This is a genomic window from Luteolibacter sp. LG18 (assembly GCF_036322585.1).
Classification (GTDB): domain Bacteria; phylum Verrucomicrobiota; class Verrucomicrobiia; order Verrucomicrobiales; family Akkermansiaceae; genus Luteolibacter.
Map to the genome: position 1 here is coordinate 2,499,078 of NZ_AP024600.1, position 22,654 is coordinate 2,521,731.

19 protein-coding genes are annotated in these 22,654 nt (G+C 65.1%); 5 read left to right on the plus strand and 14 right to left on the minus strand.

What is annotated here, in order from left to right; all coding sequences use genetic code 11:
- Positions 1–15: 15 nt before the first annotated feature.
- Entirely contained in the window at positions 16–1,935 is a 1,920-nt protein-coding gene (locus llg_RS10415) for an alpha-L-fucosidase (protein ID WP_338289830.1), read from the minus strand.
- A gap of 97 nt (positions 1,936–2,032) precedes the next feature.
- Here llg_RS10415 and llg_RS10420 point away from each other — a divergent pair, with 97 nt between their 5' ends.
- The gene (locus llg_RS10420; RefSeq protein ID WP_338289831.1) at positions 2,033–3,400 is read left to right on the plus strand and encodes a GH1 family beta-glucosidase; all 1,368 of its coding nucleotides are present in this window, start codon (positions 2,033–2,035) and stop codon (positions 3,398–3,400) included.
- Between the two features lie 100 nt (positions 3,401–3,500).
- Here the strand turns inward: llg_RS10420 and llg_RS10425 are convergent, their stop codons facing one another.
- From llg_RS10425 to llg_RS10485, 13 genes are all read right to left on the minus strand, one after another.
- Positions 3,501–6,827, minus strand: coding sequence for a hypothetical protein (locus llg_RS10425; protein WP_338289832.1), 3,327 nt, complete (start codon positions 6,825–6,827; stop codon positions 3,501–3,503).
- 162 nt (positions 6,828–6,989) lie between these two features.
- Entirely contained in the window at positions 6,990–7,547 is a 558-nt protein-coding gene (locus tag llg_RS10430; RefSeq protein ID WP_338289833.1) for an NlpC/P60 family protein, read from the minus strand.
- A gap of 115 nt (positions 7,548–7,662) precedes the next feature.
- Positions 7,663–8,913, minus strand: coding sequence for a hypothetical protein (locus llg_RS10435; protein WP_338289834.1), 1,251 nt, complete (start codon positions 8,911–8,913; stop codon positions 7,663–7,665).
- Positions 8,914–9,063: 150 nt separating this feature from the next.
- On the minus strand, positions 9,064–10,365 hold the full coding sequence (gene sufD / locus llg_RS10440; protein ID WP_338289835.1) for a Fe-S cluster assembly protein SufD: 1,302 nt from the start codon (positions 10,363–10,365) through the stop codon (positions 9,064–9,066).
- Positions 10,366–10,423: 58 nt separating this feature from the next.
- Positions 10,424–11,860, minus strand: coding sequence for a Fe-S cluster assembly protein SufB (gene sufB, locus llg_RS10445; protein ID WP_338289836.1), 1,437 nt, complete (start codon positions 11,858–11,860; stop codon positions 10,424–10,426).
- Positions 11,861–11,881: 21 nt separating this feature from the next.
- Entirely contained in the window at positions 11,882–12,412 is a 531-nt protein-coding gene (dps, locus tag llg_RS10450; RefSeq protein ID WP_338289838.1) for a DNA starvation/stationary phase protection protein Dps, read from the minus strand.
- 30 nt (positions 12,413–12,442) lie between these two features.
- On the minus strand, positions 12,443–13,201 hold the full coding sequence (gene sufC, locus llg_RS10455; protein ID WP_338289840.1) for a Fe-S cluster assembly ATPase SufC: 759 nt from the start codon (positions 13,199–13,201) through the stop codon (positions 12,443–12,445).
- A gap of 17 nt (positions 13,202–13,218) precedes the next feature.
- Positions 13,219–13,656 carry a transcriptional repressor gene (locus llg_RS10460; RefSeq protein WP_338289841.1) on the minus strand — a complete coding sequence of 146 codons (438 nt, stop codon included), beginning with the start codon at positions 13,654–13,656 and terminating at the stop codon, positions 13,219–13,221.
- Between the two features lie 101 nt (positions 13,657–13,757).
- Positions 13,758–14,108 (minus strand): hypothetical protein, encoded by a 351-nt coding sequence (locus llg_RS10465; RefSeq protein ID WP_338289842.1) that lies wholly within the window; start codon positions 14,106–14,108, stop codon positions 13,758–13,760.
- Positions 14,105–16,012, minus strand: coding sequence for a hypothetical protein (locus llg_RS10470; RefSeq protein WP_338289843.1), 1,908 nt, complete (start codon positions 16,010–16,012; stop codon positions 14,105–14,107). The genes llg_RS10465 and llg_RS10470 overlap by 4 nt, the downstream gene beginning before the upstream one ends.
- Positions 16,013–16,031: 19 nt before the next feature.
- Positions 16,032–16,436: a hypothetical protein gene (locus tag llg_RS10475; RefSeq protein WP_338289844.1), complete on the minus strand. Its 405-nt coding sequence runs from the start codon at positions 16,434–16,436 to the stop codon at positions 16,032–16,034.
- Positions 16,437–16,517: 81 nt separating this feature from the next.
- Positions 16,518–18,257: an ATP-binding cassette domain-containing protein gene (locus tag llg_RS10480; protein ID WP_338289845.1), complete on the minus strand. Its 1,740-nt coding sequence runs from the start codon at positions 18,255–18,257 to the stop codon at positions 16,518–16,520.
- A gap of 86 nt (positions 18,258–18,343) precedes the next feature.
- Positions 18,344–18,823 carry an iron-sulfur cluster assembly scaffold protein gene (locus tag llg_RS10485; RefSeq protein ID WP_338289846.1) on the minus strand — a complete coding sequence of 160 codons (480 nt, stop codon included), beginning with the start codon at positions 18,821–18,823 and terminating at the stop codon, positions 18,344–18,346.
- A gap of 119 nt (positions 18,824–18,942) precedes the next feature.
- Between llg_RS10485 and llg_RS10490 the strand changes: the two genes are divergently transcribed.
- From llg_RS10490 to folD, 4 genes are all read left to right on the plus strand, one after another.
- Positions 18,943–19,407, plus strand: a complete 465-nt coding sequence (locus llg_RS10490) for a hypothetical protein (RefSeq protein ID WP_338289847.1) — start codon at positions 18,943–18,945, stop codon at positions 19,405–19,407.
- A 79-nt stretch (positions 19,408–19,486) separates the two neighbouring features.
- Positions 19,487–20,986: an FGGY family carbohydrate kinase gene (locus tag llg_RS10495; RefSeq protein WP_338289848.1), complete on the plus strand. Its 1,500-nt coding sequence runs from the start codon at positions 19,487–19,489 to the stop codon at positions 20,984–20,986.
- Positions 20,987–20,990: 4 nt separating this feature from the next.
- Positions 20,991–21,686, plus strand: a complete 696-nt coding sequence (locus tag llg_RS10500; RefSeq protein ID WP_338289849.1) for a lysophospholipid acyltransferase family protein — start codon at positions 20,991–20,993, stop codon at positions 21,684–21,686.
- Entirely contained in the window at positions 21,683–22,564 is an 882-nt protein-coding gene (gene folD, locus llg_RS10505; protein ID WP_338289850.1) for a bifunctional methylenetetrahydrofolate dehydrogenase/methenyltetrahydrofolate cyclohydrolase FolD, read from the plus strand. The genes llg_RS10500 and folD overlap by 4 nt, the downstream gene beginning before the upstream one ends.
- Positions 22,565–22,654 lie beyond the last annotated feature (90 nt).

The window sequence follows — 22,654 nt, forward strand, 5'->3', positions numbered from 1 at the left end:
AATATGCTGTGTGTGCTACTTCACCACCACGCCGATCTCGGCCAGCGTGACGTTGTTCTTCTCCAGCACGTGCAGGGCGGTGAAGCGCAGGTAGCGCGCGCTGGTGCCGACGGGGAGATCGACGCGTTGCTCGATGGGGTTCGCGCGGATGTTCGAAAACTCGCCTTCCAGAGGCTTGCCCCAAGTCTGTCCGTCGTTGCTCCACTCGATGCGATAACGGTCCACCACCGCGTGAGCCGAGCCGTCCTGGCGGGGCAGGAAGGTGGCGGCGGACAGGTTCTCGGTCTTGCCAAGGTCGAGCGTGAGCGATTGCGGCGGTCCCTGCTCTCCTTGCACGGAATCGTGGGTGCACCAGAAGGTGGAAGGATTGCCATCGATGGCGGCGGCCGCGGGATGATCCTTGGTTTCGAAACTGGAGGTCACCTTCCAGTCCTTCTTCATCGCGGCCGCGGGATCGACCTTGGCGAGCGAGTCGGGCACGTCGTCCGGCATCTTCCACAGTGAAACTTCCGCGAGGCAGGGCGAAGCGGCGCTTTCGAGGATGCGCACCCGCACGCCATCCGCGGTCACCGGCTTGCCGGTCAGCAGCACCTGGTGGCCGATGCTGGAACCGGTGCCGATCCACTCGCTCCACGTTCCATTCTGACGCACGTCGACGGCGAACTTCCGCACGCGCTGGCCGAGCTGGATCGGTTCGCGCAAACGGATCACGTCGAAGGTGCGCGTTTCCGGCAGCGTGAGTTCGAGCGTGGCGGTCTTCGCGTTGTCCGGCGCGGCCCAGTAGGTGGCCTTGTCCGCATCGAGGACCTTGGCGGCTTCGAAACCTTCGCCGCGGTTCTGATCGGCCGTGGCCTTCGCTCCATCGGCGAAATTCTTCGAGAACAACTGGTCGAGTGCCTTCTTGTATCCTTCCAGCGCGGCGACATCGGCGGCATGGAGTTTGCCGCGACGGTCCGGCGGAATGTTGAGCAGGAAGGTCGCGCCATGACCCACCGAGTTGAAATATAGGTTCAGCAGGTTCTTCGGGCTGCGGACCCTGGCGTTCTCGGACTCATGCCAGAACCAGCCGGGACGGATCGAAACGTCCACCTCGCCGGGGATCCACGCCGTGCCATCCGGTGTGCCGGTGCCGAGGTCCTTCATCGGCATCCCCGGGCCGGGCTTCGAACCATCCTTGGTCGCCGGGGTGTAAGTGGCCCAGCAGGGATAGCCCGCGATGCCGCGCTCGTTGCCGATCCAGCGGGTGCCGGGGCCGACGTCCGAGAACATCGAGGCTTTCGGCTGGAGCTTGCGGACCAAGGCCCAGGTGTTCGGCCAATCATAGTAGGTCGTGCGGTCGATGCCGCGCTTCTCGCGCTTGCCACCGTAGAAGCCATCGCCGCCATTCGCGCCGTCGAACCACACCGCAAAGAGTTCGCCGTAGTTCGTGAGCAGCTCGGTGAGCTGGGCGCGGTAGAGCGGGATGTATTCGGGCGTGCCGTAGGCGGCGTTGTTGCGGTCCCAGGGAGAGAGATAGACGCCGAACTTGATGCCCGCGCGCTTCGCCGCCTCGGAAAACTCCTTCACCATGTCACCGTTGCCGTCCTTCCACGGAGTCTTGGAGATGTTGTGGTCGGTGGTCTTCGTCGGCCACATGCAGAAGCCGTCGTGGTGCTTGCAGGTGAGGATCACGCCTTTGAAGCCGGCCTTGGCGATCGAACCGACGATCTGGTCGGCGTCGAAGTCGGTAGGATTGAAGATCGACGGGCTTTCGTCGCCATAGCCCCACTCCTTGCCGGTGAAGGTGTTCGTCGTGAAATGGACGAAGGCGTAGGTCTCCAGGTCCTGGATCGCCACCTGCGAGGCATCCGGCAGGGCACCGTAGGGGGCGGGAGGCGGCACGGCCTGGGCGAGACCGAGCGACAGGAGGGCGGGGATCAAGAGACGGGCATTCATGGACAAAAACGAAGGAAACCGCAGAAATATCACGGCGAATTACCCGATGGTGCGAGGAAAACTTTCAGAGGATTCCGGCTGTGTTAGGCTGCCCGCGATGCCATCCGATCCCGTGTTTCCAAAAGACTTCGTGTGGGGAGCCGCCACCGCCGCCCCGCAGATCGAAGGGGCCGCCGCTGTCGATGGCAGGGGCGATTCGGTGTGGGACGTGTTCTGCCGCGAGCCTGGACGGGTATTCGGTGGCCACACGCCGGGGACGGCCTGCGATTTTTACCGCCGCTGGCCGGAGGACGTGGCGATGATGCAGGCGGCCGGGCTGCCCGCGTTCCGGCTTTCGATCGCGTGGCCGCGGGTGCTGCCGGAGGGCTCGGGCCGCGTGAACGAGGCCGGGCTGGCGTTCTACGACCGGCTCATCGACGGCCTGCTGGCCGCGGGCATCCGCCCTTACGCCACGCTGTTCCACTGGGACCTGCCGGAGGCACTGCAGGATCGCGATGGCTGGGCGAACCGCGACATCGCGGGATGGTTCGCTGACTATGCGGAGGTCGTGACGGCGAAACTCGGCGACCGGGTGAAGGACTGGATCACCTTCAACGAGCCGCAGATCTTCCTCGGCTTCGGCCACCGCGCGGGCACCCATGCGCCGGGCCTGAAGCTCTCCGAGGCGGACGTGCTGCGTTGCGCCCACCACGTGAATCTCGCCCACGGCCGGGCGGTGGCGGCGATCCGGGCGAACGTGGCGGACGCGAAGGTGGGCATGGCCCAGGTGGCGAACGTCGGCATTCCCGCGGACCCGGGGGATCCGGCGTCGGTCGAGGCGGCGCGGCGGATCACGCTGGAGCCGGAGTGGACCGGCGATGCCTCGACGTTCCTTGGCTCTTGCTGGTGGTCGCAGCCGATGTACCGCGGGGCCTATCCCGTGTCGCTGGCGGAGCGGCACCCGCGGTTCCTCGAAACGGTGGTGAGGGAAGGGGACCTCGCGGAGATTTCACGTCCGGTGGACTTCCACGGGTTCAACTACTATTTCGGTCGTAGGATCGCGGCGGACGGATCGGTGGTGAAGGCTCCTCCCGGTGAGCCGCGTACTGCCTTCGGCTGGCCGCTGCACGCGGAGGGGCTGTATTGGGCAGCGCGTTTCTACCAAGAGGCGTGGGGGCTGCCGCTGTATATCTTCGAAAACGGCCTGTCCTCGATGGACTGGGTGGACGTGAACGGCCGGGTGCCGGACACGATGCGGATCGACTTCCTCACCCGCTACCTGCGCGAGCTCCGCCACGCCATCGGCGATGGCGCGGACGTGCGCGGCTGGTTCCACTGGTCGTGGATGGACAACTTCGAATGGGCGGACGGCTACAAGGAACGCTTCGGCCTCGTGCACGTGGACTACGAGACGCAGCAGCGCACGCCGAAAGACTCGCTGGCGTGGCTCAGCGAAGTGATTCGAACGAACGGAAGCAACCTCTGAACGGAATCACGAAAGGACACGAAATCAGAGCAGGCTTCCGGCGTTCGCCTTCATTTCGTGAATCTTCGTGTCTTTCGTGGTTTGAACCAAACCGAGCGGATCAAGGCGTCTTGATCTCCAGCAGGTTCTTGTCCTCCTTCAGCAGCGCCGCGAAGGCCGCGGCATCCACGGAGAATCCTCCACGGCGATACGGGTGCGGGGTTTCTGTCGTCTCGACATCCTTGCCATTGAGGCGCACCGCGGGCGAGCCACGGTGGAACACCACCTTCAGCGGCTTGCCGTCCCAGGTCAGTGAGACTTCAAGGCCGTTCGCCGCTTCCGGCAGGATCGGGTCGAGGCAGACGCGGTCGTAGTGGCGGCGCAGTCCCAGCACCCGCGTGCGGACGATGTGGCAGAACAACCCCGGGCCGCTGGAGTAGAGACGCCAGCCACCTCCCACCGGAATCTTGCCCGCGACGATGTCTTCGTAACGGTCGGCCGCTTCGTAGCGGTCGTTCACGGCTGCGTCCGAGCTGCTGAAATACAGGTTCGCCTGGCGCGGCAGCGCGTGCGGCACCGACCGCTGGATGCCCACCGGATTGACCTGTTGGAGCCCGTGCCACAGCGCGTCGCGCTCGCCGAGGATCGAGAGCATTTCCAGGTACCGCAGATGGGCATGGGAATAGAACACGCCGATCTCCCGCGCGAACGCGGCGGAGCTTTCCGCGCGCTCGAAGACCTTGCGCGGTCCACCGCGATAAGGGGCGGGCCGGTCCATCAGGCGCGCGCCGTCGGCTGCTAGCAGCTTTTCCCGGATGATCGCGAGGTGGTGCTCCGCCTGCTCCTTCGAGAACAGCCCGGAAATGATCGCGCGCTTCATCGGCAGCAGGCGGTAGTGGATGCCGGTTTCGGTGTCCTGCGGGTGCAGCAGCGGATGACCCGCCTTGCCGTCCTCGTCGAAGACGAAGAACCCGCTCGCGACGCCATCGACCACCAGCCAGCGATGGAAATCGGCGTGCACCGCATCGGCGAATCCGGCGACGCCCGCGAGGGTTTTGCCGCTGCGTTGCTCCAGCTCCTCCAGACGCCGCAGCACCTGGTAGGAAAGCGCGACGGTCCAGGTGCTGACCATGTGCTCGCGCAGCTCCGGGCGCGCCGGTTGCAGGGAGTCGTCCCAATCGCCTTCGCCGTAACGCAGCAGCGCGGTGCCGGGGAAACATTGCTGGCGCATCCACGCCACCGCCGCCTCGGCGTGCGCGAGGACGGTCGATGGCTGGCCTACCGGACGTGCGGTATTGGCATCGGTCCAATCCACCAGCTCATCGAGGAAGGCGAAGTCGGACGTGCTTTCCAGGTAGTCGCACAGCGCCTTGAGCGGCCACAGCGGGATATCGCCGTGCATGTGGCGCTGTTGGATCCAGCCGAAGGGATCGAGCATGAACCACTGCGGCCAATCGCCGCTGCCGAGATACTGATGGCTGAAGACGCCCGTCAGCGTCTCGCGCACCGCGTCGTGGCGGTCGATCGCGAGCAGCAGCTCCACCGAACCCTGGGTCACATCGCGGGTGCCCCACGCACCGCCGTTCCACTGCTCCAGGCCGTGCGGATCGCTGTAGTGGATGATGCCGTTGTGAATGAACCACGGCAGGATGGCGTCGAGCGCCTCCACCTCGGGAAGATCGACGCCGGAAACGCGCAGCGCGCGGGTGGCGGCCTGCCACACCGGCTGCACCTTCGGCCGCTGCACATACGTGCGGGTGAAACCGCTCAGACGCAGGCCGAACTCCTTCACCGCCACGGTTTCATACACGAGGTGCGAGGTCGCCGCGTGCTCGAAGCCCAGCAACTCCGATCCACCGGCCTTCTGGAACGCCGCGGGATCGAGCGCCTCAACGGTGAACTTCGCGTCCGGGAAATGCTTCCGCGCCAGTGAATCCGGCCCGGCTTGCACCGTTGCCGTGAAGCCATCGAGCGTGACCGAGGCATCCTCCTCGCCCTCGCGTTCGCCGCCCACCAGCCCGTGGCTGATCACGAACTCAGCGGGCTTGCCCGCTTCCACCACCAGCGAGGTGGTTACCTCCGGCGCGCCGCTGGAAACTTCCGCCGTCACGCGGATGCGGCGGCCATCGAGTTGATAGATCCATTCGCAGGACGTCAGCCCCATCACGAAGGCCGAGGGAATGCCTAGCCACTCAAGGCCATCCGCGTCGCGGAGACCGATGCGTTGGCCGGAGAACCGTTGCAGCCCGAAGCGCTCGCGCACCGGGCTGAGCAGGCGGTGGAAACTCGGATGGCCCACCGCCAGCAGGCTCTGGAAGACGCCCGCCATGTGGCAGGTGGTGTCGAGCAGGTCGTTCACCGCGTCCACGCTCGAACCGCTGCGGAGGATCAGCGCGTGCGGACGCGTGACCGTTTCCTCCTTCGCCCGCGTCACCACGTGGCGGCGCTCGTCGCCATGGAAGAACGATCCGATCCGGCCATCGGCCAGCGTTTCCACCGCGCCCCATGCGCCACCGAACCAGCTTTCCAGCTCCGCCTTCGAAACCTCCGCGCCGTGGATCACCCGCTCGGGCGCGCGTGCCGTTTGCAATTGCGGCGGCACGGGGAACTCCATGGCCTGGAGGTCCTCCACCGCCGCGTGAAGGCACGCTACGTCGGCCGGTCCGCTGGCGGCGGGATGATCGGCGCGGTATTGAGCGATGAACCGCCGGAGGATCACGCCTCCGGGCGCGACCACCGCGGGCTTCGAATACAGGGCGGGGTAGGAGGTTTCGTCCTGCCGCACGCGACCCGGTGCCGGCGCGTTCAACAGGCCCTTGGCGACATCGCCTCCGGTTCCTTGCGAGCCGAAAAATTCCGAGGCGTCCGTGCTGAAGCCGGAGGTGCCCTCGATCCACGATTGGATCAGCCACGGATACCGGCCGTCCACCGCCAGGTTCTGCCGCGACGCGATCACATGGCCGAAGGCCGGATCGACGATCTCATGATGATCGACGTACTGGCTGGTGTAGGACTCGTTCAACCGCGCCGCGAACTGGGTGGTGAGCCCGAGATCCATCCCGTGCACCGCCTGCACGATCACCGGATGCGGTTGGTGGTTGGTCGCGGTGACCTCGATGATCCAGCCGTCCTTGATCGGTTGCAGCACGGCGGTGGCCTCGATGCCTTCCACCTCGGTTTCCCAGCAGGCGGAATGTTCGTCCGCGGAGAAGAGTCCCCCGCCCGGGCCCGCGAGCGGGACGCTCCGATGACCGTGGGCGTCCGCCACGATGAGCGCGATGCGGTGCAGCGAGCCACCCACCGGGCAACCGAGCAGCAGGTTGAGCAGGATGTTGTCCGCCCGCAGCGCGTGCAAGGTCCCGTCCGGCAGGAATTCGAAGACCGGTGAGGTGCCGGTGCGGATCAGCGGAAGATTCGAGTGACGGAGTAGCGGACGCGGCTCGGACATTTGCCCTCATTCCAGCGATTTCCCCAAAGTAGCACAAGCATTCCTGCTTGTGATCGAGGGCGGCGCGATCTCTCAGAAAAAGCCTCGAATGAACGGTTGGGGTCGCTTGCAAATCTCCCCGTGGGATGGCGCGTCCCCCACTCGCAAGCAGGAATGCTTACGCTACCTCTTCCACACCGGCGGCCCATACCCTAACAGCTTCTTTGGCGATTCCGCATTCGGCACCTTGAAGTCCACGATGTCGAAACCGTCCTTCTTCACCCCGCGGTAGGAGCGCCCGTCGCTGGAACCGATCATGACGCGGCGGCCGTCCTTGGCTTCCCTGCCCAGATAGATCTGCACGTGGGTGACGCGCGCGGCGCCATCCGGATCGAGCGTGCCCCAGAACAACAGATCACCCGGCAGCAGCGCTGCGAATGCGATGGCATCACCCTCGCTCACCGTGCTGGAAAGCGGCGTCAGCGTGCTCTCCTTCCTCACCCAGTCATACTGGGCCTGGGCGGAGCGCGGCGGATCGATGCCGATCTTTTCCAGTAGATAAAACACCGCCCCCGAGCAGTCCATGCCGCCATCCTCTGGCGACGATCCGGAGTAGCGGTAGGGAATCCCCGGATGCGCCTCCAGCTCCTTCAGGGAACGCTCGATCAACTCACGGCGCTGGGGACGCAGGCGCTCGACTCCTTCCAACACCGGCTGGGCTGCACCGGTGACGGCGGACACGACAAGGATGATGGGTAGTCTCCATGTCATCCCACATCCTAACACCGGACCGGCTGCTTTTCCACATTCCAGCCAAAATTGGACCGCGGACTTCAGTCCGCTCTTTCTTCTCCACTCACCACGAAACTTCCGCCGTGTACACCAGCCGCGGATCGCCCCGCGACTCCAGCGTCTTCACCACCGTCGCGAGATTGCGATTTGCCACGCCGTTGAAAACCTCCTTGCCATTGAGGATCACCTTCACCGGTCGATCGAGATCCACCAGCGTGTCATCGAGGAACACCTTCCCCTTCAATCCGGCATCGGCTTGCAGCGTGATCGTGTTGTCCTTGATCGCCGCATCAAGCTTCGCGGGCAGGGTGGACGGTACTTCATCCAGAGCCAGCCAATTGTTCCGCAGGTCGAGCGTGTTGTGCAGCTTCTGCACGGTCCACGTGATTGTCTTTGGCCGCGGATCACGCGTGTATTTCACCATCCACTCCGGGCCGGGCTTGTAGTCGATGCCGTGGCCGCGGTTCGCCTGGGTGTCGAGGTGATGCACATAATGGCCGGCATCGTCCTTTTGCAAGGCATCGAGCCGTTCGAAGTAACGCCGGGCCAAGCCGATGCGGTCGAACATCGTGTCATTCTCCCCGATTCCGCAGCGGAATGGCAGGTTGCGGAGGTTCTCCGGCGGCGCGTTCTCCATCGGCTCCGCGGCGGCCATCGCACAGGCGGCGGCGAAACGGTCCGGTCGGTTCGCTGGCAAACGGAACGCGGTGTAGCCGCCCTCGGAAATCCCGGTGACATACACCCGGTCCGGATCCACATCCCGGAACAGGATCGCGCGGCGGATCACTTGGTCGTAGAACGTCTGGCAGTAGTCGTAGTACCAGCGGCCGTCGTTGTCATCCGCCATCCGCGGGATGAAGTACATCGCGTCGCCCGGATAGCTCCGCTCGAAGAGCGCCATTTGCGCCTGCCATTCCTGCGTGTTCACCGGCCAGGCGTGGGGGTCCGTGAGCTTCTGCTGCGTGCCCCCGCCACCGTGGAGCGCGAGGATCAAGGGCCAACCCTTCTCCGGTTTCCGACCCTTCGCCACCAGGAAGTAGGGCATCGTCTTGCCATCGACGGTCAGCTCGGACGGCTTGAACTTCGGCCGCTGGTCCTCGGGCATCATCTTGAGCTCCTCCAGCGTCGCGGGTTGGGGTGCGATCTTCCGGTCCTCACCCCGGGCCTTCGCTCCCTTCTCATACGCTTTCCACACCAGGTCGACCGCGGCCTCCGCCTCCTTGGCCGAGCCATAGGTGGTTTTCGCCCACTCCGGGGAAGGCGCTCCGGGAGTCTCCGCGGCAAAGCGGGTTTCCACACCGGCGGGGAGCGTCATCTCCCCATGGGCAAGACCGGCCAACAACACACAACCGACAAATCGAAACATGAGGCAGGCTTGGCAGCTCCCATCGTCATGGCAAGACACGAAAAAAGCGGCGGGCACCACTGGTGCACCCGCCGCTTGGAATGGTTTCCGGGAAAAGGATCAGGCGCCGCCGCCGGCGATGTGGGCGAACTTGTCGTCCACGAAGCGCAGCACCAGTTCCTCCACCTTCTCGTCACCGAGGCGCTCGATCACCTCCACGGAGAAACCGCGGGCGATGAGCTGGCGGGCACGGGTCGGGCAGATGCCGCGGGCGCGGAGGTAGAAGATCTCCTCGTCGCTGATCTGGCAGGAGGTGCTGCCGTGGGAGCACTTCACGTCGTCGGCGTTGATCTCCAGGCCGGGCATGGAGTTCGCCTCCGCGTCATCGCTCATGAAGAGGTTGCGGCAGGTCTGGTAGGCGTCGGTGCGGTGCGCGCCCTCGTCCACGAAGATCAGGCCGGAGAAAATGGTACGGGCCTTGTCGTAGAGCGAGTTCTTGTAGAGCAGGTCGCTGAAGGCTCCCGGCGAAACGTGGTGCTGGAACGTGCGCTGGTCGTACTCCTGGTCGCGGGCCGGGATGCTCACGGACAGCATGTCCGAGCGGGAGCCCTCGCCCTCGAGGCGGCTGAGCGATTCGTTGCGCGCCCAGGTCGCACCGGTGTTGAGGATGAAGCCGGTGGCGGAGGCATCCTTGGCCACGCCGGTTTCGTTCACCTGGATGACCTTGGTGTGCTCGTTGAAGGCCTGGATGGCGACGTAGTCGAGCTTCGAGCCCGGGCCGGCGATCAGGTCGTTCACCGCGATCGCGAGACCGGTGGACGTTTCATCGGCGGACTGGAAATAGTCCACCACGCGCACCTTGGCGTTCGCTCCGGTCACGATGAGCGTGTGCGGGAAGATCGCGGTGTTGTCCCCGGCGATCCAGTGGAAGACCTCGATCGTGCCCTCGACCTCGACGTTGGCCGGGACGTGGACGAACAGGCCGTTGCGCAGGTTCGCCTCGTGCAGGGCGGTCCACTTCGCGGAGCCCAGGCGGGTCTCCTGCTTCATGAAATGCTTCTCCACCAGCTCGGAGTGGGAGATCAGGGCCTCGGCCAGCGGCAGGCAGATCACCCCTGCGGGGAGATCGGACTCGGAGTGGAGCAGTTCGTCGTTGCCGAACACGAACTTCGCCACCGGAGCTTCAAGGCCCGTGGAACGGGAAGCCAGCAGGGTGGCATCGGCACCGCCGTTGGCGGGACGGAAGTCGGCGAAATCGAGTTCCTTCACCGACGAGAAACGCCAGGTCTCGTCGCCGCGCTTCGGCTGCGGGATCTGGAGGAAGCGCTGCCGCGCGGCACGCTGGCGCTCGGCGAACCAAGCGGGGAACGTGGCCGGAGTGACCGGAGCGGAGTCGAGGAGAGAGGCGGGTTGTTCGAGCACGGCGGGCATCGTAGACGGGAGAATGATACGTGGTGGGGAGGAGGTGCCGGATGGCGGATCAGCCGACGGAGCCTTCCATTTCGAGGTCGATGAGGCGCTTGAGTTCCACCGAGTATTCCATCGGGAACTCGCGGACGAGGTCGTTGATGAAGCCGTTCACGGCGAGGGACATCGCGGCCCCCTCGCTGATCCCGCGCTGCTGCATGTAGAAGAGCATTTCCTCGGACACCTGCGAGACGCTGGCCTCGTGCTGGGTCGCGTGCTGGTTGCCGCGCACCGTGATCGCCGGGTAGGTGTCGGTGCGGCTGCGGGTGTTGATCAGCAGCGCGTCGCACTCGGTGTTGTTCTTGCAGCCCTTGAGGTGCTTCGGGATGTGGACCTGACCGCGGTAGGTCGAGCGGCCCTCGCCCACGGAGATGGATTTGGAAACGACGTTCGAGGTCGTCTCGTCGGCGGCATGGATCATCTTCGCGCCGGTGTCCTGGTGCTGGCCGGTGTTGGCCAGCGCGATCGAGATCACCTCGCCGCGGGCGCGGCGGCCCTTCATGATCACGCCGGGATACTTCATCGTCAGGCGGCTGCCGATGTTGCAGTCGATCCAGCGGACTTCGGCGTCCTCCATGGCGAGGCCGCGCTTGGTGACCAGGTTGAAGACGTTCGAGGACCAGTTCTGCACGGTCACGTACTGGATCTTCGCGCCCTTCAGCGCCACCAGCTCCACCACCGCGGAGTGCAGCGTGGAGGTCTCGAATTTCGGCGCGGTGCAGCCTTCCATGTACATCACCTCGGCACCTTCGTCGGCGATGATGAGGGTGCGCTCGAACTGGCCGAAGTTCTCGGAGTTGATGCGGAAGTAGGCTTGCAGCGGCTGCTTCAGCTTCACGCCCTTCGGGATGTAGATGAAGGAGCCACCGGAGAACACGGCGCTGTTCAGCGCGGAAAACTTGTTGTCGGCGGTCGGGATCACCTTGCCGAACCACGGGCGGAAAATTTCCTCGTGGTGCTTCAGGCCTTCCGTCGAGTTCACGAAGATGACGCCCTGCTTGGTGAGCTCCTCCTTCATGTTCGAGTAGGCCGCCTCGGAGTCATACTGGGCTTCCACGCCGGCGAGGAACGCGCGTTCCTGCTCGGGGATGCCGAGGCGCTCGAAGGTGCGCAGCACGTCTTCCGGCACATCCTCCCACGAGCGCTTCGGCTTCTCGCCGTCGGACAGGTAGTAGCGGATGATGTCGAAATCGATGTTGTTCAGGTCCTTGGTCGCCCAGTTCGTGGGCATCGGCTTGTCGCGGAAGACCTGAAGCGCCTTGTGGCGGAAGTCACGGACCCACTGCGGGTCGTTCTTCACGTCACAGATGTAGTCGATCGTCTTCTCGGTCAGGCCGCGGCCGGCGTCGAACTTGTGGCGCTCGGGGAAGCTGAAATCGCCCTTGGTGCGGTCGATGTCGATCGCTTCGCGGGTTTCGGCGTCGAGGGTGCTGGAGGCTTCGTAGGACATGGAAATCGGGAAAGTGGGAAATCAGAGCAGGGGCGTGTCGTCGCCCTCTTCGGGATCCTCGTCGGTGAATTCCGGTTCGAGGTGGGATTCGAGGAACCAGAGGTTCTTGTCGATGGCGTGCGTGGTGGAAATCAGCAGGTCGGCGGTGACCTCGTCGTCCACCACCTGCGCGTGGTTGATGCCGATGCCGAGCACGGCGGAGACCGCGGCGTAGCGTTCGGCCAGCAGTTCGAGCAGGTCGAAGCTGCCGGTGGCCTCCGGTGGCAGGGGCGGCAGCGAGGTCACGCTGCCGATGCCAGGCAGGGTGCCAAGCGCGCGGCCGCCGAGGGCGACGGCGCGCTCCGCGAGTTCGTCGGTGGCTTCGTCGAGCTGGTCGACGAACCCATCGAGCATCTCGTGGATGGCGATCATGTTCGAACCCCGCACGTTCCAATGCGCCTGCTTCACCTGCAGCCGCAGGTCGATCAACACGGCAATGGTGTCGTTCAGAAGCTGCACGACTTTGGTGCGGCTCTGGGCATCGAGCGGGTGGCGGCTGGGGCGGAGGTTCATGGGGGACGTCGGGGTTGGAGTGGCTCTGGATCAGGCCGTTGCGAATTCCTCGTCCTTGAGGAACTCGTAACCGGACTTCTCCAGCTCAAGAGCAAGTTCCGGGCCGCCGGAGCGGACGATCTTGCCCGCGGCCATCACGTGGACGTAGTCCGGGCAGATGTAGTCCAGCAGGCGCTGGTAGTGGGTGATCATCAGGATGCCGCGCTCGGGCGAGCGGGTGGCATTCACGCCGCGGGCCACGATCTTGAGCGCGTCGATGTCCAAGCCGGAGTCGGTTTCGTCGAGGATGGCGTACTTCGGCTCCAGCATCAGGAGTTGGAGGATCTCGTTGCGCTTCTTCTCACCGCCGGAGAAGCCCTCGTTCACCGAGCGACCGGTGAACTTCCGGTCCATCTCGAGGAGGTCCATCTTCGAGTAGAGGTTCTTGTAATAGGCCACCGCGTCGATTTCCTCGCCCTGCGGCAGGCGGGCCTGGAGGGCGGCGCGGATGAAGTTGGCGTTCGAGACACCCGGAACTTCGGAAGGATACTGGAAGGCGAGGAAGATGCCGGCGCGGGAGCGCTCGTCGATGCTCATCTCGAAGATGTCCTCGCCATCGAGCGTCACGCTGCCGCCGGTGACGACGTAGCCCTCGTGGCCGGCGATGACCTTGGAAAGGGTGGATTTCCCGGAACCGTTCGGTCCCATGATGGCGTGGACTTCCCCGGCGGGGATTTCAAGGGTCACGCCCTTGAGGATTTCGGTGCCGTCTTCGAGCGTGGCGTGGAGGTCTTTGATGACGAGGGACATGGCGTGGGAGTCGGGAATCAGTGGGAAGAGGGGGAGGGGAGCTCGCCGCGGAGCGTGATCTCGACGTCGCTGATCACGGCGCCGGGCGGCAGGTCGAGGAGGTCGGCGAGATTGACGCCGGGTTTGAAAGTCACGTCGTGGATCGCGCCGGTGGCCTTGTCGTGGAAATGGCCGTGCTCCTCCAGGTTCGGACAGAACCGGGACGGATTGCGGTCGAAGTTCACCTGGCGCACGATCCCGTGCTGCACGAGGGCTTCCAGGCAGTTGTAAACCGTTGCCAATGAGATGTTTGGCAGGGTGTCCTTGACCCGCAGGAAGACGTCGTTCGCGGTCGGGTGGTCGCGGGTTCCCATCAGCACGCGATACACCTCCCGCCGCTGGCGGGTCATGCGCAGGCCCTCGATTTCCTCGGGGATCGGCGTTTCGGCGTTGCTGTCTGACAGATCGTGGACCATTCCGGCGCGGCAAACTACGGCCCCGGAATTCGATAGCAAGAATTATTCTAAAAAGGCGCTAACAGCTTTTTTCTCCCCGGATTTTGATTTTCGGGTGCCAGTTACTGGTGGCCGCCGAACAGGGCCATTGTGATGGTGAACAAGTAGAAGAGCGCGAAGTGGCTCATGTTGAACCAGTAACGTAGCGGTGTGGCGTGGCGCGTGTAGGTCCCGTGGTTGGTGTCGATGGTGCGTCGCAGCCAGACGTGCCAAAAGCCGAACCCCGCCCCCGCCCCGAGCCAAGCGGGGGCAGCCACGCCCCATTCATGCGACGACAGCCCCCGCCACAGAAAGGCTGCCACCGGAGGGAGCTCCAATGCCACCAGCCACGGCCAATGCCGCTGGAGCAATTGGCCGAAGCTCGATTGGGTGTCCGGACGTTCGTCCGGCAGGCTGTAGCGGCCGCGTCTCAACGCGAGCTCGAGGTGCTGTCCTCCGGCAGGATGTCGTTGAGCACGCGCTTGATACCGTCCTCGGCGAACTTGCTGTTCGGGAAGATCTTCTTCGCCTTCAGGTACCAGGCCAGCGCGGAGCCGGGCTGCTTCTGGTCGGCGCGGTCCTCGAACTGGTGGGCGCGGTCGAGGGCCTTGGTGAAGTCCGCCACCTTCGGGGCCAGCAGCTCCAGCTCGCGGCCCAGCTTCGGATCGTCCGGGAACGATTCGCGCAGCTCCGCCAGTTGCTCGTAGGCGGCATAGGGCTGGTTCATCTTGGTGAACTCGGCGGCTTTGCCGAGCGAGGCCTCGATCTTGGTGAGGTTGCCGATGATCTGCTTGAAGGCGTCTTCGCGCGTGGCGTCGCCCTGGATCGCCGGGGCGAACTCATACTGGCGGCGGAAGATCTCGCGGAAGTTTTTCTCCGTGATCAGGCGGTCGAAGTCGTTGCGGGCGGCCACCAGCGGCCCGGCGCTGCCGATCATCTGGCGGAACTCGGAGAGCTTCGGGTTGGTCGGCCAGATCTCCGTGGCCGCCTTGATCTTCTCGGCGGCCTTGTCGTTGTTCTTGGCGAGGAGCTGGGCCTTGGCCTCTTCGATCGCGAGGTCGGAGGCCAGCGTGTAGCCGGCGATGGCGCTGTCGACTTTGGAGGACGGGAAATCCTTCACGGTGCCCTTCAGCTTGTCGGCCAGCGTCTTGGCGCGGACGTAGTCACGGGCCTGGAGCGAACCGTAGAGTTCGTGCAGGTCGCGGACGTAGGCCGCCACCCGCAACTTCTTCTCCATCGAAAGCGTCGCCACCGGGCCGAGATACTCGCCGATCGCGTAGGCCTCCATCAGCCGCTGCGAGGCGGAGTGGAGCTCGTCGCGGGACAGCATCAGGTTGAAAGCTTCGATGTACTTGTCCACCTCGCGGATCGCGTCGCTGGAAAGCGAGTCCAGCGAGGAAACGGTCGGGTTCATGCCCACCGACTGGGTGAAGAGCTTGCTGACGTCCGACCCCTTGTCGATGCGCAGGGCGGAATCGCCGTCTTTCCAGATCTGGTTGTAGAACCGGGAGGCCATCAGCACATGCTCGTAACGGCGCTGGGCGAACCACTGCACCATGTTCACCTGATACTGGGTCTTGGCCTGGAGCGTCTGGGCCTCGGTCTGGAGAATGTTCTTCTTCTTGAGCGCCTCGATCTCGACGATGCGGCGCAGCGCGTCCTTGTATTCCAGTGACTTGGTGCCGGTTCCCTCGCGCTCGGTCTGGGTGGTGGTGGCCTGTCCCGGGCGTCCGCCACGGCCGCCCTGGCCGGTGGTGGTTTGCTCCAGCATCTTCTCCCGGTTGTGGGAGACTTCCCAATCGTGCTTGGCGGTGAGGTCCTTCTTCTCCTGCTCGATCGAATCGTTGAGCTTCTTCAGGCCGTTGACGTCCTGCTTCGCCAGCATCGCGACGTAGATGGCTTCGGCCAGCGAGCTGCAGATGTTCGCGTCACCCGGGTAGGAACCGGCGCTCGGGAGCTTCTTGAATGCCTCGTAAAGCTGCGGACCGCCCTGGCGCAGGGGCGAGATGGTGCCCAGGATGTCCTTGATGGTGGCGCGGTATTCGTTCGCCTCGTCGGAGTTCTCCGGCGGCTGGCTCAGGTACTTTTCAAAGCGCGCCTTGAGGATGCGGTTGTCGCCCAGCGGGATCGTGATGCCGCCGATGGTGATGGTCTCCGCGGAGGGGTCGAGCATCGGCAGCTCGTTGCCGAACGGGGATTTCTTTTCCTCCGGTGGCGGGCGGGTGACGGTCGTGTCCTGGCTCGGCGGCGGAGTGGGAGGCGCGGGCGGCGGGGTGAAAACACCACCTTGGCCGGCGGCAATGCCCGAGAGCAGCAGGAGCGTGTAAAAGGGTTTCATGGCGTGCGCGGGAGGAGGTTCAGAGGCGGTTGATGCCGGTGGCCACGGGGATGCCGCCCTGGCGGAACTTCACTTTGAAGGAATAGCGCTGTTCGCGCTCGATGTTGCGGTTGTTGAACTCCGGCGGCACCTCGATGCCGATCATTTCCTTCACGCCGCCCGAGTCGACCACCACGCTGACCACTTGGCCGCGGTCCGGCGTCCAGCGCAGCTTTTCGTCGACGGTGCCCTCCACCACGTACTCGCTGCCGCGCAGGCTGTTGCCGTTCTGGAGGAAGGCCTCCATGTTCAGCTTCGTGACATCGCCGAACCCGGAGGACTTTTTCCCGGTGAAGGACTTGCCGACGAAGAAAAGGACGGCGACACCGGCGACAATGCCGAGGATCAGGCCGGGATGGAGATTGGAGCTGGCGCGGCGGGGCATGGGATGGGTCTTGGGAAAACGGGGAACTCAGGGATCAGTGGAGCGATAGCATGGGAAAGACGGCCTTGGAATGGGGAACTTTCAATCCCATTGGTGCCGCCGGGTGCCCAGCCACGCGGCGAAAAGCGCCACGCCGACGTGGGCGGCCAGCGTGTAGAGGCACGCGCTGCGGGTCGAAAGGGTGGTGTCGATCACCGACTTCACCGCGTCATGCACCTCCGTTTGGAGGCCCTCCACGCTCCCGGACCATCCCCAATACGAGGAGATGAACGGCCGGGTGTAGGTCTCCACCGCATCGGGCAGGGCCAACACCGCGCCGGAGAGCGGAAGCTGGAAACCCACCAGGTAAATGGATAGCAGCGAGGCCTGCTCGGCCGTCCGCATCAGCGAGGAAATCGCCAGGCACACCGCGGTCATCGCCCCGTTCACCAGCAGCAGGAAGCCCGCGTGCTGGACGAAGTCCCCGCGGAACGGCCCGAAGAAGTTCACGAAGAACGCCATCCACAGCGACTGGGCGATCACCAGGCAGGACAGGAACGCGATTTTGCTCGAAAGGTAGGCCAGCGGGCGCAGGCCGCCGAACTTCTCCTTCTCGTAAATCTGACGCTCTCCGGCGATCTCTCGCGCCGAGTTGTTCGAGCCCATCAGCGCCAGCAGCACCACTTGGAACATGATGACGCCGGACACCGCCGAGCCGACCTTGAGCTGGCCCGCCCGCACGTCCGAGATCTCCTGCACTTCCTCCTGCACGTCGGCGCGGTGGGTGTCGGAGAACTTCGGGATCGGTTCCTTCGCTTTGTCGCTGAAGAGGATCACCAGCAGCGGGAAGCAGACCATGATCGCGAACTGGAGCAGCACCTGACCGCGGTCGCGGAAAAAGATTCGCCAGCGCCGGGACAGCAGGGTGCCGAACTGGCTGAAGAACCCGGGCAGCTTGGCCGCCGGATGGGGATCCGCTTCCTCGCCCTCCACCTTCGCGGGCGGCAGGCTCAGCGCGCCGGAGGCCACCGAGCGTTCCCGGTTCTTTTCCAGCATCTTGTAGTAGGACGCGCGGTGCTTCTCCCACGAGGTTTGCCAGCGGTCGGACGGTTGTCCGGCGAGGCGAGGATACACCTCCTCGGTGTCCTTCACGGAGAAATAGTGCGTCAGTTGATCGGGCGGGCCGTGGTAGGCCACCCGGCCCTCGTGCAGGACCAGGATCGAATCGTAGAGTTCCAGGTGCGCCAGCGAGTGGGTCACGGACAGCACGATCCGGCCATCCTTGCGGGAAAGGTCGTGCAGCAGCCGCACGATTTCGCGTTCCGAGCGCGGGTCGAGGCCGCTCGTGACCTCGTCGCACAGCAGCAGCTTCGGATCGGACACCAGCTCCATTGCCAGCCCGAGACGGCGCTTCTGGCCGCCGGACAGCACCTTCACCGGCCGGTCCGCGATCGGCGCCAGTCCGGTTTCCTCCAGCACCCGGTCGATCCGCTGGTCCAGCTCCGCGTGGTTCTTCGTCTTCACCCGCAGCCGGGTGGCGGCCTCCACCGACTCGTCGACGGTCAGCGGATCGTAGGCGATCGAGAATTGCGGCACGTAGCCGATCTCGGAGGGCGAGAAGTCACCTTCCTTCGAAAGGTCCCGGCCATCCCAGATGAGGGCCCCGCCGGATTCCGGATTCAGACCGGCGATGGTCTTGAGCAGCGTGGTCTTGCCGCAGCCCGAAGGTCCAACGATCGCCATGAAATGCCCTTTCGGGATCTGGATGGAGACCTTGTCGACGAGATTAACATCCTCGCCGTCTTTGCGGATGGTGAAGCAAACGTCCTGGAGTTCGAGCACGGGGAAACTGGAAGGGTTTTACGGAAACTTAGCTAACGCGCCGAAGGGATCATTCCTATCCAGCGCGTGCAATAAACACGCGGGACTCAGGATGGTTGCTCGTCGTCGAGGGGAACAATCCGGATTTTGCCAGCCGGGCGCTGGAATCCTCCCGAGAGGGTCGGGGCGCTGGCTGGCGCGGGAAGCGGCGCGGCGGGCGTCTGGTCGAGCGCGCTTTTCAGCGCCCCTTCCACGAGCTGGCCGCAATGGATCTTCATCGGCGGCAGCGGGCCGAGGTCACCGGTCAGTTCGGAGGCGGACAATTCCCGGGCCTCCTCGGCGGTCTTGCCTTTCAGCAATTCGGTGGCCATCGAGGCCACGGCGATCGCCGTTTGGCAGCCGAATGCCTGGAACGAGGCGCGGTCGATCACCCGCTTGCCGTCCTTTTCGGTGAACTTCAGCCACATCCGCAGCATGTCGCCGCAGTCCGGCGAGCCCACCGTCCCCACGGCGTCGGCGTCGGCCAGTTCGCCTTGGTTCTGAGGGTTGGCGAGGGCATCGCGCACCTTCGATTCGAAATCGTCCATGCCCGACCTTGGTCGCGGACGGGCACGGTTGCCAGTACGCATTTGTCAACTTGCCGTAAGGCAGGGCGGGGACGTTTTTCTGAAAAGTGGAAGATCAAACCCGGGTAGCTATCGTTGCCATGTCTCTCCTCCGCCGTGTCTTCCATTGGTTCGAGGTCTCCGCTCCGGGGAGCCCGTGTCCGGTGACCGGGTGGGAGGAGGTGACCACCGCCCAGTGGCGGGAATGGGAGGCGGACACCCGCTTCGCCTTTCCCCTCCATCGCATGGAGAAGGATCTCCACCAGCACCTCGTGACCACCATTCTGGCCGCGGCCGAGCGCTCGTCCGACCGGGTGAAACTCATGCAGGCGCTGACGGAAACGTTCGGGCTGAATCCACACGATGCCTTCCGGGCGGTCGAGCGGGTGCTGGGTGGGGTGGTCCGGGCCGCGACAGGCTTGGAAAGTCCCAGCACCGAGACGGATCCGCTGGCCGCCCGGGCTTTCACACTGGCATGGCGGGACCGTCCGCTGGTGCCTGCCATCCGCGCGCAATGGGCGGCTTGGAAACCCGGGGATTGGCTGCCGGGAGCATGCGATTGGTGAGGTGCTCCAAAAACGATTCGTTCAACTTTGGAACTTGGCAGCGACCGAAGCCGGTTTAGAACTGGAGAACTTTCATCCCATGTATTTTCTAGGCATTGAGATCACCCCCGCCGGAACCCGCGTGGTGGCGCTCGATCTCGAAGCGGCGGAGGTCGCCGCGGAAGCCCACGCCCCCCACGCCTGGATCGAAGGACTCCCACCCGGCTACCGCGAACAGGACCCCGCGGGCTGGATCAACGCCGTGGATCACGCGGTCCGCGAGTGCCTCGCCGCCCTCGGCGAACGCCGTGCCCGGGTCGCCGCCATCGGAGTGGCCGGACCGTTGCGCGGCTTCGTGGCGTTGGATGTCGCCAGCCGCATCGTCCGCCCCGCGAAGCTCGCCGGTGACCAATCGTCCCGCCGCCAGGCCGAGGAAATCTCCCGCGTTTTCGGCGGGGCACCGGGCCTTCTGGAGCTGCTCGGCCAAGTGCCCGGCGTGGATTCGCTGGCGGCCGAGTGCCTGTGGCTGAAACAGCAGGAGCCCTACCACTTTCAAAAGACCGCGTCCTTCCTCTCGGCGCAGGATTTCATCGCCTACTGGCTCACTGGCGAGCGCGCCACCGAGTCGGGTAGCGCCTCCGCTACCGGGCTGTTCGACATCCGCACCCGCCGCTGGTCGGAGGAGCTCGTCCATGCCATCGACCCGGCCTTGGCCGACCGCCTGCCACCCTTGCAGGCGCCCGGCGCGGCGCGCGGGAGCCTCCGTCCGGCCTTGGCCCACGCCTGGGGGCTCTCCGAGTCCGTGCAGGTCGGCGCGGGAGGTTCCGCGCCTCAACTCGCGGCCCTTGCCGCCGGCTGTGTCACGAATGGCACCATCGCCGTGGAACTCGGAGCGTCCGGCACCATTGTCGGGGTCCAGGATTCCCCGGTCATTGACCTCCGCGGGGAAATTTCCGCTCTGTGCAGTGCCACCGGCGGCTGGCTGGGGCTGGCCACCACGACCAATGCGGTGACCGCCATCGAACTGGTCCGCCGCCACTACGGTTGGACGCCGGAGCAGTTCGATCAAGCCGTGGCCTCGGCCCCGGCGGGGGCGGATGGCCTGTTGTTCCTGCCCTACCTCACCGGGGAATCCCTGCCGCGCCTGCCGGAAGGCTGCGGCGTGCTCCATGGCATGACCCTCCAGAATTTCAGCCCCGCCGGGTTCGCTCGCGCCGCCGCGGAAGGCGTCGCGCTCGGCCTTGGCTATGGGGTCAGCCGCCTCGCGGATCTCGGCTTCGAGCCGGTGGAAATCCGCCTGCTCGGGGCCGCCGCGGTCAGCCGCACCACCCGCCAGCTCCTCGCCGATGTCTTTGGCATGCCGGTCGTGCCGGTCGGCAGCCGTCAGGGCGCGGCCATCGGTGCGGCGATGCAGGCCGCGGTCGCCTTTTTCCGGGAAAGTGGTGAATCGCTTGGCTTCGGGGAGATCGCCAGCTACCTCGTCTCGTCCGAGGCGCACGGCCGCTGCGAGCCAGACCCCGACCGCCACGAGCTCTACCAACACCTGATGTCCCGCCAGCAGTATCTCGTCGATACCCTCCAGCCGGCCGGATTCCTCTGAACGCATGGCCGACGCCGCCTCCCGCCACGAAATCCGCAAAAGCCGGAAAACCGCCATCTTCGGCACCCTCGCGGGCGGCCTGATGCGGCTGTGGTGCGCCACCCTGCGCTACGAGATCGTTGATCGCTGCAAGCTCGGCGTCCCCGAAGGCATCCCCGGTCCGGTGATCTACGCCCTCTGGCACAACCGGCTGTTCTCCGTGCCGAAGGCGTGGAAACGCCTGTGCGGGAAACACCGCCGCGCCGCCGTGCTCACCAGCGCCAGCCACGATGGTGACGTGCTGTCCCGCGCGATGGGGGCCTTCGGCATCGGGGCCGTGCGCGGCTCCAGCTCCCGCCGCGCCATCGCCGCCCTCGTCGGCCTGAAGCGCGCCCTGGTCGAGGGTGTGGACGTCTGCCTCACGCCGGACGGTCCCCGCGGCCCGCGCTACAAGCTCCAGGGCGGCCTCGTGAAACTCGCCCAGACCACTGGCGCGCCGGTGATCCCGGTCCACGTCGAACTTTCCTCCTGCTGGCGACTGAAATCCTGGGATCGCTTCATGATTCCGAAGCCCTTCAGCCGCGTCCGCATCATCTTCGATCAGGCGCTTGCCGTCCCGGCCTCGCTTTCCGACGATGCCTTCGAGACCGAGCGCGCCCGCATCGAGTCCGTCCTTCTCGCCGCCACCCACGATTCCGAACCTGCCACTCCAGCCCCATGAGCGATTTCAAGATCATCGACGGGAAAGCCGTCGCCGCCACCGTCCTCGATGAAGTCCGCGCCGAAACCGCCGAACTGAAGGCGAAGGGCGTCACCCCCGGTCTCGCCGTCGTGCTGGTGGGCGAGGACCCGGCTTCGAAGGTCTATGTCGGCGCGAAGGACCGCACCTGCCGCGATCTCGGCCTTTATTCCCGCAAGATCACCCTGCCAGCCGAGACCACCCAGGAAGAGCTCCTCGCCGTGGTCCACGAGCTGAACGCCGATCCGCTCATCCACGGCATCCTCGTCCAGTCCCCGCCGCCGAAGCACATCAACGAGGAGGAGATCATCCGCGCCATCGACCCGCGCAAGGATGTCGACGGCTTCCACCCGCAGAACGTCGCCAAGCTCGCGCTGGAAGACCCCTCCGGTTTCGTGCCCTGCACGCCCGCCGGCAGCATGCGCCTGCTCGCCTCCGCCGGCGTGCAGACCAGCGGTGCCGAGGCCGTGGTCATCGGCCGCTCGATGATCGTCGGCAAGCCGATGGCCCTCCTGCTGATGGCGAAGGGCTCTGACGCCACCGTCACCGTCGCCCACTCCCGCAGCAAGGACCTGCCCGCCATCTGCCGCCGCGCGGACATCGTCATTGCCGCCGTCGGCCGCCCGGAAATGGTGAAGGCCGATTGGATCAAGCCCGGTGCCGTCGTGATCGATGTCGGCATCAACCGCGTCGAGGACGCCTCCGCCAAGAACGGCTACCGCCTCACCGGCGACGTTGCCTACGACGAGGTCGCGCCGAAATGCGCCGCCATCACCCCGGTCCCCGGCGGTGTCGGCCCGATGACCATCGCCATGCTGATGAAGAACACGCTGCAGGCGGCGCGTCAGCTCACGGCGTGAGTAGGTTAAATGTGATTCGTTAAAGGTTATTGGAGGAAGAATTCCACTTCACGTCTTCTTCCCCAATAACCTCTAACCATTAACTTCTAA